Below are 16,291 nucleotides of genomic sequence, written 5' to 3'. Positions count from 1 at the left end.
CTGTAGTGAGCAATTATATCTTATTTCCTTGTCCATCATTAAAATTAACATTATATATACAATAAGTGGTAAAAGCATTGTATTTATAATTTGTCCATTGTATAATCAATTGGGCGTATTTTTATGAGAATTATGGTTATATAAATTAGAAAAGGGTGATAGATTTTATGAGAAATAAGGGTAAAAAATTAAAAATTGTTTTAGCTGTCTTGCTCATTATTATTGCTGTATTTTGTGTTAACAAAATTTATCGATATGTAAAAAATGGTCCAATAAGAAAGTTTAACAAATCTTACTACAGCTATTTGTCCAAAGAAGCAAGCGTAAAATCTGCAAGAACAAATTCTATTAATTTTAAAGCATCTAAAACAAAATATAAAAATAATAGCAGCAGTGTTCCGGTTTTGATGTATCATTCAATTGGACATGCTTCCTTTAATCCGTTCGTACTTGATCCTATCAAGTTTAAAGCTGATATGAAATACTTAAAAGATAACAACTATACTACTCTCTCTATAGATCAATTTTATGACTTTATTCTGAATAATGAGCCTGTTCCAAAAAGATCAGTGCTTATCACTCTAGATGATGGATATAGAGACAATTATACCGAAGCTTACCCTATATTAAAAAAATATGGACTTAAAGCTACAATATTTGTTATTACTAATTATATAGATACGCAAAAAAATTATATGACCTCTGACCAGCTTAAAGAAATGCGTAAAAATAATATAGACATTGAATCCCATACATTGAATCATGAAAATCTAGCCAAGTTAAGCTATAAAAGGCAGTTAAAGACTCTATTGGAATCAAAGGAAAACCTAGAAAAAATGCTTGATTGTAAGATTGATTATCTAGCTTATCCATTTGGAAAATATAATTTGGATACTTTAAAAGCTGAAAAAGCAGCAGGGTACAAGATGGCTTTCACTTTTCAAGGAAAATGGACAAACAAATCTAATGGCATACTTACACTAAACAGAGTTTTTGTAAGTGGATTTCATCGATTGGCTTCTTTTGAAAAAAGAGTTAAAACTCCATATTATCTCTTCCAAGAGTTTTACTATTAATTAAATTAGACCTTCATAGAATAATGCTTCTAATTAAAAAGATATTCCTTCAAATTTGAAGGGGTATCTTTTTAATTGTACATAGTTCAATTTCTTTCTTAAAAGTTTTCTATGACTCATATAATAATAGCTTGTACATTTCAATATAAAATATGATATACTGGATTTGGTCAATAATTACATTTTATAGGGGGTATTGCGATGAGATTTTCTTCACTGAAAAAATTAACTTTTTCTACTATTTTTATTTTCTGTTTTGTAACAATTACTGGTTACAAGCTAATAGAGCATAGGCTTTACGCAAAAAATGTACAAGCCATTAATAATGTCAAAAATTCTTATAGCGTTATTGTTGGTTATAACGATAATACTACAGCACAAAATTTAGCTAAAAAATTTCATGGAAAAATTACTAAATTAAATTTTACTCATAAAATGTTCAAAATGAAATTAACAAATGCTAAATCTTCTATTTCAGATACACTTTCGATAATTAACAAAGATAAGGGAGTAGCATTTTCCCAGCCAGTGTACACATATAAAACTACGGATGCTTCTTTTCCTAATGATACTAATTACAGCAGGCAATGGGGACTTAAAAAAGTAAATGCAGTTCAAGCATGGAAATTAAGCAAAACTAACAAGAAGGTTATAGTTGCAGTAATTGATACTGGAATTACGAAAAATCATCCAGACTTAAAAGGAAACATTATAAGCGGTTACAACTTTGTAAAGAACAAAATTGATGCTACCGATGATCAAGGGCATGGTACCCATGTAGCCGGAATTATAGCTGCTACAATAAATAACAAAAAAGGTATCGCAGGTATTGCCAACAACGTTAAAATAATGCCTGTAAAGGTTCTGGATAAATCAGGGGCTGGAGATGATTTTACGATAGCCAGCGGTATATTTTGGGCTGCCGATCATGGTGCAAAAGTCATAAGCATGAGTTTAGGAGGCAAAGTGTATGATTCCGTACTAGCAAAGGCAATTAACTATGCTCATTCCAAAGGTGCTGTATTAGTTGCTGCAGCTGGAAATAAATTTGGTCTTGTAGAAGCTTCACCTCTCAAAGTTTATCCTGTATCTTTACCTAATGTAATAGGAGTTGGAGCAGTAAATAAAAATCTATCAAAAGCACCTTTTTCATATATCGGAGACTATGTAGATATATGTGCACCTGGACAAGATATATATAGTACTTATTTGAAGGATAAATATGTATATATGTCTGGTACTTCCATGGCTACTCCTTTCGTATCAGGTTTAGCAGCTATGATAATTGGTAAGTATCCAAGCTTAACTCCTGCTGACGTGGAACGTGTAATTGAAGAAACCTCCACCGATTTAGGAGATCCCGGTAAAGATGAAAACTACGGTTATGGTTTTATCAATGCAGAAAAGGCTTTGAACGGAATATACTTAAATTCAGTTTCTGCAAAAAATATATCATCTTCAGTAAAGATAAGCTATGGTATCTCAAATAAAGCCAATATATCAATTAAAATATATGATAGCAACGATAAACTTATAAAGACATTAATAAATAGAAAGTCACAAAGTAAGGGGACACACACTATCAATTGGAGCAAAAAAGATAGTAAAAATTCTAAAGTTACAAATGGAAATTATAATATTAAAATAACAGTAACTAATTCAAAAGGCTTGGTTGTTGATACAGTTAACAAATCTGTATCAATTGACGATAACTAGAAAAATTGATTAGCAGCATAAAGCTACTTTAAATAAGAAGTATACAAAAAACAATTGGTAATTATTGATCCATAAATTAAATATATCTTGTACTTCTTTTAAAAGTTGTCAACAATTTACCCTTAAACTGTTGACAACTTTATTTTATTAAACTTAAAATAGTTTTATAATGACTTTTTCTATCGATTAAGAAGGGATTGAAATATATTATGACTTTTAATATCTATAATACACTGACGAAGAAAAAAGAAGATTTTGTACCCGTTCACGAAGGTAAGGTTGGAATGTATACCTGTGGACCTACTGTATATAATTATGCCCACATCGGTAACTTAAGGACCTATATATTTGAAGACGTACTAAAAAAGTCTTTAAAGTATATGGGATATAAAGTTAAGCATGTAATGAATATAACAGACGTTGGTCATCTGCAATCAGATAGTGATGAAGGTGACGATAAAATGTTACTTGGTGCAACAAGAGAAAAGAAAACTGTTTGGGAAATTGCAAAATTCTATGAAGATGCCTTTTTTAATGATTGCAAGAGGCTAAATATTGAAAGACCTACTGTTGTTTGCAAGGCAACAGATCATATACAGGATATGATTAATTTTATAAAAATATTAGAAGAAAAAGGATATACTTACATTGCTAATGGCAACGTATATTACTCCATTGATAAGTTTAAGGATTATAACAAATTAGCTAACCTTAGTATGGAAGAGTTAGAAGCCGGCAGCAGAGTAGAAGTTGATAAACATAAGAAAAATCCTCTAGACTTTGTTTTATGGTTTACAAATTCAAAGTTTAAAAATCAGATAATGCAGTGGGATTCTCCTTGGGGAGTAGGTTTTCCAGGATGGCATATAGAATGCTCTACGATGTCTATTAAATATTTGGGAGAATATATAGATATCCACTGCGGCGGAGTAGATCATATTCCTATACATCATACTAATGAAATTGCTCAATCCGAAGGAGCCATTGGACATAAATGGGTTAATTATTGGATGCATGGTGAATTTCTAGTACTCAATAATGGAAAAATGTCGAAATCTACTGGAGACTTTCTAACAGTAGATAAATTAATAGAAAAAGGATTTAGTCCTCTTGATTACAGATACTTCTGCCTTCAGTCAAAATACAGAAAGCAGCTTGTATTCACTTATGAAAACTTAACTGATGCTAAAAATGCTTTTAAGAGAATAAAGGCTAGAATAAAAAACATATTAGATAATAAGGTTCAAGGTGAAGAAGTCTCCACTGAAAAAATAACTCCATTCATAGATAACTTTAAATCACAGATAAGTGATGATTTGAATTTTGCAAATGCCTTTACTGTATTGCTGGATGTTATAAAAGATGCTTCTCTAAACAATAGTGAAAAAATATACCTTATAGAAGATTTTGATAATGTATTTTCGTTGAATCTGACAGTTGAAGAAGTCCAGCCAGAAACTGCTCCTGAGCATAACGAAGAAATAGAAAAACTTATAGCACAAAGAAATGAAGCTAGAAAGCAAAAGGATTGGGCAAAGGCTGATGCTATAAGAAATATGCTTCTAGAAAAAAGTGTAGAACTACTAGATACAAGAGAAGGCACTACTTGGAAGTATAAACAATAACTCTTTTTATCTGTTCCATAATACAAGATTTAATCTTTAGTTATCCACGAATATCAAAAACACAAGTTTCTATAAACAAATAAAAATGAGAAACCGACGGAGTCTAAAAAATGTCTCCCTGGGTTTCTCATCTTTTTTACTACTTTACAAAATCTATAATCTGATTTGCTATCTCCTTAGAAATCTCGTTTTTATATGTACTATCAGTTAAAAATTCAGCTTGATCAGAGTCTCTAATATCGCCAACATTTAGCAGCACTGCCGGTGAATTTGTTTTTGATAAAATTGTTATGTTTTTGGTTTCTTTTGTTGATGTTTTCGATATATTGAAAGTATTGATAGCGCTGTTTATAGCCTTTGCCATTTCGCTTCCCAGCTTACTTTTACTGCTCGGATAATAGTATATATATTTATCGTGAGCCTGTATTGACACAAAGTAGTCTGATCCTGCTGTATTTGATATACTTACTCTTTGGTCTACAGATACCGTACTATCATTACTCCTTGTATATACTACTTTAATTCCACTCTTCTTTAGAACATTACCTATTCTAACTGCCATATCCTTTGTCAGGTTCTTTTCTGTAATTCCATTAGCCGTTACCCCAGTCTCGTTTCCGCCATATGCTGCATCTATTGTTACTACAGGTGTCGAAGGTGTCTTGAACTTAGGAACCTTGTAATAGAATGTAGATGAGCTCATTAGATCAACCAATCTTTTTATATTAATTAATTGATTACCTGCCCAACGTACATCTGTTGCATACTGGTGTCCCATATTGTCGTAATTCCATCTCATTTCGTACAACGTATCTTGTGGCGTATATCTATTGTTTACATAATTTGCAGATATGAATTTAGCTCCGCCTAATATAGCTGAATCCGCAGAATACCATCCTTCATTATAAGCTTTTTGAGCACCTGCTGTATTTGCGTTGCCATCCACTGCCCCTATGCCATACATATTATAGACTTTCTTTCCATTTACAACTAAAGAACCATTGCTTAATTTTGAAGTTCCATTACCTGTTTCTAAAAGAGCATGTGAAACCAGATATATAGGATTTACATTGCTTTCTTTGCCAGCCTGTAAAAATATGCTTTCTTTCCCATCCAGCACTCCTTTTCCTTTTAGAATTGTGTTTAGGTCAGCTTTGCTTATTCCAGGAAAATAGCTAAGTTTCAAAAACATATACTTTCCGCTTTCACTATTCCAAAAGTTAGCAGGATTCATATAATATTTAATCTGACTCCTACTAGCTGAAACAGCAGTGTTTCCGTATACATTTCCGCCTTTATTAAGTTCCATATCTACAAAACTCTTTAAAGTAACCGGATATGATCTGTATTGTACTATTCCATACATTGTTACGTTAACTGAACTTGAAATATATGTACCATCATAACCAATAGCTTTAACTGTTATTGTATGCTTGCCAATAGATAGAGTACTGGAATCCATAGTGTATTCAAACCCACTTTTATCTCCAAACCTGTAGCTTTTATATTTGCTGTTTACATCTTTTCTTACAATTCCTATAGTTGCTTTGCTAATAAACTTACCATCAAGGTTTACCTGAACTTCTTTAATACCAGAATCATTTAACGCCCAGCCTTTTATGTTTATTGTGGACTCTTTAACTACATCATTAACTTTAGGCGTATCAATGCATAATTTAGCTGGTTTTTTTATGATATTTACTGTCTTCATGTATGTTTTAACTGTACCGTCATTAGCTGTAACAACAACTTTTACAACACCTTTTCCTGCCCTGGTAGTATATGTATCAATCGTAGTGCTGTATCCGCTGGCAGAAGTGTACTTTATAGGATATTCAGGATACTTCCTTACTATATCCGATCTGCTTACCCCAACATAAATCGTCTTTTTATATTTATCATTCAAATATACCTTTATTGATTTTATGCCTTTTTTATTTATAGCCCATCCTGTTAAAGTGATATTTCCATCATCTATGTCCGCTCCATCTGACGGTTTTTCTAAAGCCCCCTGAGTAACCAATTTATTTTTCTCTACATTTCTAGAATCACTGACTTTACTGCCATCATTCCCAACAGCTTCCACTGATATCTTATGTTTTCCATTACTTAACTTACGAATATCTATTTTATATGTAAAACCACTATATTTAGAATTCCTATACTGCGAATACTTGTTGAAAATATCCGGCCTGCTTGCACCATATGCAGCTTTCGCCAAATACTTACCATCTAAATAAAGATTAACTGCTTTAACTCCAGAATCGTTTACAGCCCAGCCTTTTATCAATACATTAACATTATCATATATATATCCCTCTATAGGAGTTTCTATTTTTACTATTGGAACTGATTTTTTTACTGTTACATACTTATATGTAGATATGCTTACACCCTTTTTATCTATAGCTTGTACAGTTATTTTATGCCTTCCCGCCAACAGCTTGTTTATGTCTATGGTATATTGATAACCGGATTGATATGAATTTATATATGAAGGATAAAGCTTTTTGATATCTGAACGTTTAATTCCATATTTAGCAGATCCAATGTATTTATCATCCACAAACACTTTTACTTTGTTAATTCCCGCTTTCGCTATAGCCCATCCTTTTACACTTATGCTTTTATTTTCAATTACTTGATTATCTTTTATACTTTCTAGCTTTACCTTTGGCAAATTCGTCACAACGAAATATCTACTGATAGAAGCTATTGTTTTATTTCTTCCGACGGCTTGTACTGTTATTTTATGTGTACCAGTTTTTAAAGTTACTACTGAAAGCTTGTATGAATACCCTGACTTATTAGAATTCATATGATTAGGATATAATCTACTAACATCACTCCTAATACTTCCATAAGATGCTGCAGCTTTAAATTTACCGTCCACATATATATTTACTTTATCTACACCAGATGAGTTAATTGCCCATCCCTTTATTAGTAGCTCATCGCTGCTTACAACCATATTATTCTTTAAAGAATCTAATGCCATTCTCGGCGGAAGTGTAGTCGTATGAACTTCTATAGGAGCAATACCATAAAACATAAAAATAAGTGACATAAATAGTATAAGTAAACTCTTTTGTTTTTTCACTTCTTCACCACCAAACCCCTTAATATAATGATTTATGTAATATATTTAATTATACTATAAACTTTAATTAAATACATCGCTATATTTTATTATAGAAAGAGAAAAAATGATTTTCGTCTGTTAAGGAACATCTCTTACGATTTCCATACAATAAAAAGCCAGCAAATTCTTCGAATTTACCGGCTTTTTATTGTTCACTTTTATAGTAAATATTCAATTAAAAATCTACCTTTCACCATTTCATAAATGGAATTTAATTAAATCCTATCTAATTAATTTATATATTATTAATGGTTTAGGTTTACGCTTCTGGCACCTCCACTGCATCTATAGCTTCATTTAAGCACTCATCAATAACCTCCTGCGTTATAACAAAAATTTCTGCTTCTTTCTTCTCATTTGCATTCATGTTTCTTTCACCCCTTACATAAATTATTTATTGATTATTATTATAATCACGTTATATTAAAATTAGGTTAAATAAAAATGATTTAAATAAAAATTAACGATATATTATTTTTGATTTTTTTCAGACAAAAATATTGACATTTAAAAAATACAGCATCATTATAAACTGTTTAGAAATTAAGAATTATAAATGAGGAATTCAGGATGAAGTTCAGCTTGGCTGAACTTTTTTACTCATTCCAAATTCCTCATTTTAAACTTCTAGCTATTTACTTGTTACAGCTAAGTCTAAGCTATTAACCGCGAATTTAAACCTATTACTATTTTACAACAATATTGTATATTCTTCCTGGTACATAGATTTCTTTTACAACATTCTTATCAGCAATTGCCGCCTTAACATTGTCATTAGCCATTATCTTTTGCTTAACAGAATCTTTTTCTTCCTTTACATCAATTGAAATAGTAGCTTTAACTTTACCATTTACCTGTACCGCAATTTCAACAGTGCTATCGATAGTCTTCTTCTCATCCCATACAGGCCATTTCTGCTGATATACTCTCTGTTTAAAGCCCAAATTCTCCCATATTTCTTCAACAATATGAGGTGCTACAGGACATAAAAGCGTCAAGAAAGTTTTTATCTCACCTTGAGTGATCTTTCCTGCTGCATATATATCATTAATCAACGCCATCATCGCAGCAATTGCAGTATTGAATTTAAGTGCTTCAAAATCCTGGCTTACTTTTTTAATAGTCTTATGGAAGTTTGACTCAAGCTCTTTTGAGTATTCATCTCCAGTAACTACCATATCCTGAAGTCTCCATACTCTTTCAAGAAACCTTCTGCAGCCCCTAACTCCCTGCTGAGACCAAGAAGCATTAAGCTCAAAAGCTCCTATAAACATTTCATAAGTTCTTAAAGTATCAGCACCAAACTCATTTACGATATCATCTGGATTTATTACATTTCCTCTAGATTTAGACATTTTTTCATTGTTCTCACCAAGAATCATACCATGAGAAGTTCTTCTGTTATAAGGTTCAGGAGTAGATACATAACCTTCATCATATAAGAATTTATGCCAGAATCTTGAATACAGCAGATGAAGTGTAGTATGCTCCATACCACCGTTATACCAGTCTACTGGCGACCAATATTCTATATTTTCCTTTGATGCAAACATATCTTTGTTGTGAGGATCCATATATCTTAAGAAATACCAGGAAGAACCTGCCCATTGAGGCATTGTATCAGTTTCTCTCTTAGCTTTTCCTCCACAATGAGGACATGTTGTTTCCACCCACTCTGTCATATTAGCTATTGGTGATTCACCATTGTCTGTAGGCATATAATTATCTACCTCTGGTAATGTAAGCGGAAGTTCTTCTTCTGGAATTGGAACCCAGCCGCACTTTTCACATTTTACAAGAGGAATAGGTTCGCCCCAATATCTCTGTCTTGAGAATACCCAATCTCTTAATTTGTAATTTACCTTCTTAATCCCTATTCCTTTTTCCCGAAGCCATTCTATTATCTTCTTCTTTGCCTCGCTTACTTCAAGGCCATCAAGGAATCCTGAATTTACAAGCTTTCCAGTAGCTACATCAGTAAATGCTGCTTCTTGAACATTTCCGCCTTTTACAACTTCAATTATAGGAAGATTAAACTTCTTTGCAAAATCCCAGTCTCTTTCATCATGAGCTGGTACAGCCATTATAGCTCCTGTTCCATAGGACATTAATACATAATCTGATATCCATACAGGAATCTCTTTACCATTTACAGGATTTATAGCTGTAATACCCTCAATAGGCACACCAGTCTTTTCTTTAACTAGCTCTGTTCTTTCAAAATCTGATTTCTTAGCAGCTTCTTCCCTATAATCAACTATAGCCTGCCAATTTTTTATCTCAGCTTTATACTTATCTATAATAGGATGTTCAGGTGAAACTACCATGTAAGTAGCTCCAAACAATGTGTCTGGTCTTGTTGTATATACAGTAAGATGTTCTTCTTTTCCTGATAACTTAAAGTTTACTTCTGCTCCTTCTGAACGTCCTATCCAATTTCTCTGCTGAGTTTTGACCCTATCTATATAATCTACCTTGTCTAAATCTTTAAGAAGTTTATCAGCATAATCTGTTATCTTGAGCATCCATTGGCTCTTTACTCTTCTCTCAACAACTCCTCCGCATCGTTCACAAACACCATTTACAACTTCCTCATTTGCAAGTCCGACCTTACATTGAGTACACCAGTTTATAGGCATTTCAGATTTATATGCAAGACCTTTTTTGAATAATTTTATAAATATCCATTGTGTCCACTTGTAATATTCAGGGTCAGTAGTATTTATCTCTCTTGACCAGTCAAAAGAATATCCTATAGATTTCAACTGCTTTTTAAATCTAGCAACATTGTTCTTTGTTACAATCTTTGGATGAATCTTATTCTTTATTGCAAAATTTTCTGTCGGAAGTCCAAATGCATCCCATCCCATTGGAAATAAAACATTGTAACCTTCCATTCTCCTCTTTCTGGCAATGATATCCATTGCAGTGTAAGGTCTTGGATGACCTACATGAAGTCCCTGTCCTGATGGATATGGGAATTCAACTAATGCATAGTATTTAGGTTTAGTTTTATCATCACTTGTTTTATATGCCTCTTCCTTATCCCACACATCTTGCCATTTTTTTTCGATTAATTCTGGTCTATATTCTTTTACAGCCATTAAATCAAGCCTCCTAGTTCATTAATAAATTTATCAATAAAAAAACCTTCTTCCTCATTTTAGAGGCGAAGGCTCGCGGTACCACTCTAATTGAAAATCATGAATCAGTATAAGACACAATTTCCCACTTAAATGCATCAGTAACGGTAACTACCGATCAGAACTACTAATCATTCTGACAGCTCCAGAACGAGTTCAAGTGCACACTTTCATTACTTTTCACCAGCCAGTAACTCTCTATATCAGCATGTTCTCTAATACTTTCCTTCAATGCTTTAATATTCATTTATACATTATTATATCAAAAGTGACATTAAATAATCAATATTATATTTAAAATTTAAATAAATTGCGAAGTAAATGCTCTAGACGGAATAGTTTAGAGAAAGTGCATTAAATAGGTAGGAGAGTAAAGAGAAAAGAGATAAGAGAAAAGTGAAGGTTAAAATTCAGCCATGCTGAATTTTGATTGTATAGAGACTCTTAATTATTTAGATAATTTTTTTTGTAATACTAGGTATAGTCTTAGTTTTTAAAAAATTGTCGCGGATAATCAGATTTAAATTCTCAGAAATTCTGCACAGCGGAATTTTTTCCTTCACTTTTCTCTCTTCTCTTTACTCTTTTCTCTTTTCTCTTAATTCGTCTTTTATTTACATATCGTACAAAACAAAACTAATACATGCTCTATTTTCCTCAGTATTTTTCGCTTCTATACTTCCTCCTTGAAACTCCACAAGCTTCTTAACAATATAAAGTCCAAGTCCTGCATGACCATCCTTGCTCGATCTAGCTTTATCAGCTCTGTAGAATCTACTAAATACATTTTTCAGTTCTTCCTCTGTAAAAGCCTCTCCCGAATTATAAACTTGAAACTCCATGCATTTTCTCTCCAGTTTCAGCTCTATGTTTATGATACCATTACTTGGAGTATATCTAATGCTGTTAGTAACTATGTTATCTAATATTCTGTCCAATTTTTCTTTATCCACTCTATATTTAGATAATACCTTATCTGCTTTTTTTACACCCAACTCTATAGTTATATTTTTTGAAGCAGAGAGTATTCTGTAATTTTCTGCCTTTTTATTTAAAAATTTTTCAATATCAAGTTCCTCTTTCTGTACGGTCATTTTTTCACTATCAATTTCAGATGCATACTGCATTTCCCTAACAACATTAGAACTTTTAATAGAATTCTCATTAACAACTTTCAAATATCTTTCCGTCTTTTCCTTGTTTTCCAGATTTCCATTTAAAAGTGCTTCCGTATAACCCTGTATAATTGAAAGCGGCGTTTTTAAATCATGAGCTAACGCCTGAACATTTTCCTGTCTCTCCTGCTCTGCCTTCCACTGAGCTACAAGAGAAAGCTGAAGTGCTGTTTTCATATCTTCAAAATCTCTGCATAGTTCCCCAAGTTCATTTTTATAATCATAATCTATAGAAAAATCAAGATCATTCTCTCTTATTTTGTGAGAAGCTTCTTTTAATAAACTGATCGGCTTATTTATTCCTCTAACAAATCTACGTGAAAATATCAACGTAAAAATGATGATATAGATAAATGGGGATAAAAGTAATAGCCCAGCCATAGCCATAATTATTATCCTATGAAATCCGTTTGAATATGTAGCTTTAACTCTATAAGCCAGAAAAACTCCACCCCGAATAGTTCCGTTCTTATCTATAAGAGGAATTATACTTCTAACGTAATTCCAGTTAATATTATCTATATTTATTGAATCATATAACTCTTTTTTTGATTTGACAACTCTATCTTTATATGTTCCATATATATAATTGCCATTTTGATCAAACACCTGATATTTTATCCCTTTAGCTGGTATTTTCTTTTCCATATACTGTTTTTTGCTAATTTTGAGTAGGACTGTCCCCCGGCTTTTTATCATTTTCTTAATGCTAGGAATCTGTTGCTCATAATAATTAGCTGGTTTCGTCCACTTGTATTGTATATTCGCATATATAACATAGCTTATAACCCCATGAATAATTGTGGCACCTAAGCTTAGTGTTATTATAAGTACAAAGTATATTATATATTGTTTTTTCAGAGTTAACTTTTCCATAATTACAGAACTCCTCTTCTGTTCCATTTATAACCAATACCCCATACAGTAGAAATGTACTCTGTGTCCTTGTCCACTTTTGAAAGTTTAGCCCTTATCTTTTTCACATGTTCATTAACAGTAAGATAGTCACCTTCTGCATCATAACCCCATATTCTCTCATATATCTGTTCCCTCGAAAAAATCTGTCCTGGATGAAGTGCAAGAAATTCTATTAAATCAAATTCCCTCTTTGTAAATTCAATATAGCAATCTCCAACTCTGAAGGTTCTCTGCCTTAAATCTATAAAAGCTTTTCCGAAAAAAAGTTCCTCTCTTTTATTTTTGGCATTAATATATTGCGCTCTCTTTTCCCTTCTCAGATGTGCTTCTATTTTTGCCATAAGCTCATTAAGACCAAATGGCTTAACTATATAGTCATCTCCGCCAATATTCAACCCTTGTATTCTATCTGTTTCAGAGGCTTTAGCACTTAAAAATATTATCGGACATGCTATCTCGTCCCGTATCTTCTTGCATAGTTCAAAGCCGTCCATATTAGGCATCATCACATCTAAGATTATAATATCTGGAGCCATTCTCGCTTTTTCAATTCCTTCTATACCATCGAATGCAGTTAACACTTCATGTCCATTTTCTTCAAGCGTATCTTTAAGTAGCATAACCAGTTGTTCTTCATCATCTATTACAAGAATCTTGCTCATATCAAAACTCCTTAATCGTAAACTTTTCGTCCTTCCCATCTATTAAACCATATTGTAGCTAAAAATATAAGTATTATTGAAATGAGCAGTGTAGCTATTGCTCCTCCAAATACTTCTTTGCTGATAAAATTCAATGTTCCTTTTGCAATATAATCTGCTCCTATAACTTCAATTTTGTTTATATTTTTAACCCTATGATACATAAAGAACTTTAAGTAATCAGACATACGAATCGGAAGCGTCCAAGGTATAAACTTCCACATACTATCACCTAACCTAGTACCTCCAATAATTCCAGATATTAGACTTCCTCCACAGCCTAAACCTATTGAAGCACCTTTTCCAAAAGCCAATGCTATACACAGTTGTATTATAAATATTGGCATAGCTGAACCCTGTGCCAAAGCAACCGCTTGTAAAAATATTTTAATATTCATATCTATGTTATAGGCATTCGGCATATAAACAGCTCTGATTTTCAATCCAGCAAACAGTAAAATCACAGATATTAGCAAGCTCATTGTTGATATAAAAAATACCATTAATAATTTTCCCAAGTACATACTCATTTTAGAAAAAGATGTACCTAAAAAGCCATTGAATTCACCAGCCTGTTCCTCCTGACCAACCATAAGAGAAGTTATAAGACCAGCCCCTATAGGCAAAATAGCATATGTCCATATTTGAAAAAATGCATCAAATATCGTAACTGCCGCATTACCTTTTATAGTGTGAGTAAATATATATGCAAGTATTGAACCTGTATATAGAATTGGAATGCTAATCATTAGTTTTCGTATAGCGGTGTTTTTAGTTTTTAGCCACTCTGAGCATAATATTCTATAAAATTTCATAGAATCATTTCACCTCTCTTCTACTAAACCAAAATGATGTTATTAGAGTAAATACAAGAAACATACATAAAGCTGATATAATTCCTAATGAAATAACACTTTTATCAAGTAAAGGATTTGCAGAATTTTTGATATACAATCCATTTACATTTACTCTTACTATTGGGCACATTAACCTCGGAGCTATATTCCATGGAACAAGATACCAAAGCTTAGTTGTCATTGTAACTACCGCTAACACAACTCCTGCTGTTGCCACTACAATACTTAAAGCGGTACCTTTCCAGGTAGAAATAAAAAGCTGAACCGGTATTATAGCTAGTGATGTAATCCAAATAACTGCAATTGCTGAAATTATTTTATTTAAGGGTATCTGTCCCCCACCTATAAGTAATCTTCCAGCTATGATTGTTGCTACTAAAAATATTACGGAAGTCACAAACATATAAAAGGCTATAATAAATATTTTTCCTATCCATATATTAGCTGGTGATATATAGTGCAATCTTAAAGTTCTATAGTTTCCAGACTTTTTCTCTTGTGAATTTACCAGCGAACATATCAACGCAATTGTTAATGGAAGAAGCATTGCCGACCACCAATTGAATAGTAAGCACAGCGCCATATCCCATTTAGATACACCATTCATTTTTACGCTTCTATTTATAAATATTAGTAACCATACACAAAATATAGGTATAATAGCTGTTAACCATCTTACGAAGGTATCCTTTGACTTAATAAATTCTGTTTGAAAAATTCTAAGCATTTAATGTACTACCTCCTCTACTATCTCCCATTACAACTTTCATGAATAAACTCTCAAGGTCTATGTTTTCATCTATTTTGCCTTCGTATTTAAGCTGTCCATTATTGATTATCCCAACATATTCTGCAGTGTGCTGAACCTCTGAAAGTATGTGGCTTGATATAATAACTGTTATACCTTGCTTCGGAAAAGATTTTATAAGTGCTCTTAATTCTTGAATACCTATAGGATCAAGACCATTGGTAGGTTCATCTAATATGAGCAATTTAGGCTTTCCCAGCAGTGCAATAGCTATGCCAAGCCTCTGCTTCATTCCAAGGGAAAACTGTGATGATTTCTTCTTGCCTGTATCTGTTAAATCAACGATTTTTAATACTTCATCTATTCTGCTCTCAGGTATATTCATAAGTTTTGTATGAACCCTGAGATTGTCTCTAGCACTCAAATTACCATATATAGCTGGTGCTTCAATAAGTGCGCCTATATTCTCAAGCTGTTTTCTGTTCCATTTGTTACCGTCTATAAGTATCTCTCCTCTTGTGGCATGTAAAAGCCCAGTTATCGTCTTTAGTGTTGTTGACTTTCCAGCTCCATTGGGTCCTAAAAGTCCATATATAGACCCCTCCCTCACTTTTAATGAAATATTATTTACTGCCAGCTGCTTGCCAAAATATTTGTTTAATGCTTTTGTTTCTAAAATATATTTATCCATCTTAAGTCCTCCCATTACTTTTCCTGACTTCTCATTTAGTATAGGAGCAATTTATAAAAAATCTATAAAGAAATCGGCTAATCGCCGATTCCGGAGGAGGACCTATGTCCTCCGGACCGGAGTTGTCTAACTCGCTCGTTACCACTCGCAGACAACTCGCTCAAGGCCATTTAGGCCTTGAGCCCCTGCGGCGTCCGCTGCGCTTCCAGACCCTTTTGTAACGCTCTGTGGGTACGTAAAGATTATCAATCTTTACGCCCACCCTTTAAACCGGCGGGAAGTGCCTTCCCTGCACCCATCTTTTTTATTCTATGGACTTTTTTATTAAAAGAATACAAAGTTATCCACAGATTTCATAACACATAGTTTCCTCACTGGTGTTCAGAGAATGGAAATGAAATCATATTGACAAGATAAATAGAAAACTTTAGTAGCGGGTCCAAAATTTTAGCATTTAAAAAAGTCAGTATCCTTAGTAAAGTAATGTTTGGACAAACTT

Annotated in this window: 10 protein-coding genes and 1 other annotated feature; of the genes, 3 read left to right on the top strand and 7 right to left on the bottom strand. The window is 32.7% G+C overall.

Annotated features, from left to right (window positions below; translation table 11 throughout):
- Nucleotides 1-167 precede the first annotated feature (167 nt).
- From CLORY_RS17020 to cysS, 3 genes are all read left to right on the top strand, one after another.
- Entirely contained in the window at nucleotides 168-1,076 is a 909-nt protein-coding gene (locus tag CLORY_RS17020) for a polysaccharide deacetylase family protein (RefSeq protein ID WP_079426701.1), read from the top strand.
- A gap of 201 nt (nucleotides 1,077-1,277) precedes the next feature.
- Nucleotides 1,278-2,792, top strand: a complete 1,515-nt coding sequence (locus CLORY_RS17015) for a S8 family serine peptidase (RefSeq protein WP_079426699.1) — start codon at nucleotides 1,278-1,280, stop codon at nucleotides 2,790-2,792.
- Nucleotides 2,793-3,001: 209 nt separating this feature from the next.
- Nucleotides 3,002-4,417 carry a cysteine--tRNA ligase gene (cysS, locus tag CLORY_RS17010; RefSeq protein WP_079426697.1) on the top strand — a complete coding sequence of 472 codons (1,416 nt, stop codon included), beginning with the start codon at nucleotides 3,002-3,004 and terminating at the stop codon, nucleotides 4,415-4,417.
- Between the two features lie 139 nt (nucleotides 4,418-4,556).
- On the opposite strand, the gene CLORY_RS17005 is transcribed toward cysS, so the two are convergent.
- The 7 genes from CLORY_RS17005 to CLORY_RS16975 form a co-directional block, all read right to left on the bottom strand.
- Nucleotides 4,557-7,517 carry an Ig-like domain-containing protein gene (locus CLORY_RS17005; protein WP_079426696.1) on the bottom strand — a complete coding sequence of 987 codons (2,961 nt, stop codon included), beginning with the start codon at nucleotides 7,515-7,517 and terminating at the stop codon, nucleotides 4,557-4,559.
- Between the two features lie 728 nt (nucleotides 7,518-8,245).
- Nucleotides 8,246-10,663, bottom strand: a complete 2,418-nt coding sequence (gene leuS, locus CLORY_RS17000) for a leucine--tRNA ligase (protein ID WP_079426694.1) — start codon at nucleotides 10,661-10,663, stop codon at nucleotides 8,246-8,248.
- Nucleotides 10,664-10,721: 58 nt separating this feature from the next.
- Nucleotides 10,722-10,943 (bottom strand) — a binding site (T-box leader).
- Between the two features lie 373 nt (nucleotides 10,944-11,316).
- Entirely contained in the window at nucleotides 11,317-12,753 is a 1,437-nt protein-coding gene (locus CLORY_RS16995; RefSeq protein WP_169911662.1) for a sensor histidine kinase, read from the bottom strand.
- Between the two features lie 2 nt (nucleotides 12,754-12,755).
- Nucleotides 12,756-13,457: a response regulator transcription factor gene (locus tag CLORY_RS16990; protein ID WP_079426691.1), complete on the bottom strand. Its 702-nt coding sequence runs from the start codon at nucleotides 13,455-13,457 to the stop codon at nucleotides 12,756-12,758.
- Between the two features lie 11 nt (nucleotides 13,458-13,468).
- On the bottom strand, nucleotides 13,469-14,311 hold the full coding sequence (locus CLORY_RS16985; protein ID WP_079426689.1) for a lantibiotic immunity ABC transporter MutG family permease subunit: 843 nt from the start codon (nucleotides 14,309-14,311) through the stop codon (nucleotides 13,469-13,471).
- A gap of 4 nt (nucleotides 14,312-14,315) precedes the next feature.
- The gene (locus tag CLORY_RS16980; RefSeq protein ID WP_079426688.1) at nucleotides 14,316-15,080 is read right to left on the bottom strand and encodes a lantibiotic immunity ABC transporter MutE/EpiE family permease subunit; all 765 of its coding nucleotides are present in this window, start codon (nucleotides 15,078-15,080) and stop codon (nucleotides 14,316-14,318) included.
- On the bottom strand, nucleotides 15,073-15,792 hold the full coding sequence (locus CLORY_RS16975) for a lantibiotic protection ABC transporter ATP-binding protein (protein ID WP_079426686.1): 720 nt from the start codon (nucleotides 15,790-15,792) through the stop codon (nucleotides 15,073-15,075). The genes CLORY_RS16980 and CLORY_RS16975 overlap by 8 nt, the downstream gene beginning before the upstream one ends.
- Nucleotides 15,793-16,291: the final 499 nt, after the last annotated feature.

Origin of the sequence: Clostridium oryzae (assembly GCF_002029235.1) — a bacterium.
GTDB lineage: Bacteria > Bacillota > Clostridia > Clostridiales > Clostridiaceae > Clostridium_AE > Clostridium_AE oryzae.
Note: the sequence above shows the minus strand (reverse complement) of the source record. Positions and strands in the feature narration are given on the sequence as shown.

What these genes read in the sequence shown, in the direction of transcription:
- CLORY_RS17020 (WP_079426701.1), top strand. Translation starts at nt 168, where the DNA reads ATGAGAAATAAGGGTAAAAAATTAAAAATTGTTTTAGCTGTCTTGCTC.
- CLORY_RS17015 (WP_079426699.1), top strand. Translation starts at nt 1,278, where the DNA reads ATGAGATTTTCTTCACTGAAAAAATTAACTTTTTCTACTATTTTTATT.
- cysS (WP_079426697.1), top strand. Translation starts at nt 3,002, where the DNA reads ATGACTTTTAATATCTATAATACACTGACGAAGAAAAAAGAAGATTTT.
- leuS (WP_079426694.1), bottom strand. Translation starts at nt 10,663, where the DNA reads ATGGCTGTAAAAGAATATAGACCAGAATTAATCGAAAAAAAATGGCAA.
- CLORY_RS16995 (WP_169911662.1), bottom strand. Translation starts at nt 12,753, where the DNA reads ATGGAAAAGTTAACTCTGAAAAAACAATATATAATATACTTTGTACTT.
- CLORY_RS16990 (WP_079426691.1), bottom strand. Translation starts at nt 13,457, where the DNA reads ATGAGCAAGATTCTTGTAATAGATGATGAAGAACAACTGGTTATGCTA.
- CLORY_RS16985 (WP_079426689.1), bottom strand. Translation starts at nt 14,311, where the DNA reads ATGAAATTTTATAGAATATTATGCTCAGAGTGGCTAAAAACTAAAAAC.
- CLORY_RS16980 (WP_079426688.1), bottom strand. Translation starts at nt 15,080, where the DNA reads ATGCTTAGAATTTTTCAAACAGAATTTATTAAGTCAAAGGATACCTTC.
- CLORY_RS16975 (WP_079426686.1), bottom strand. Translation starts at nt 15,792, where the DNA reads ATGGATAAATATATTTTAGAAACAAAAGCATTAAACAAATATTTTGGC.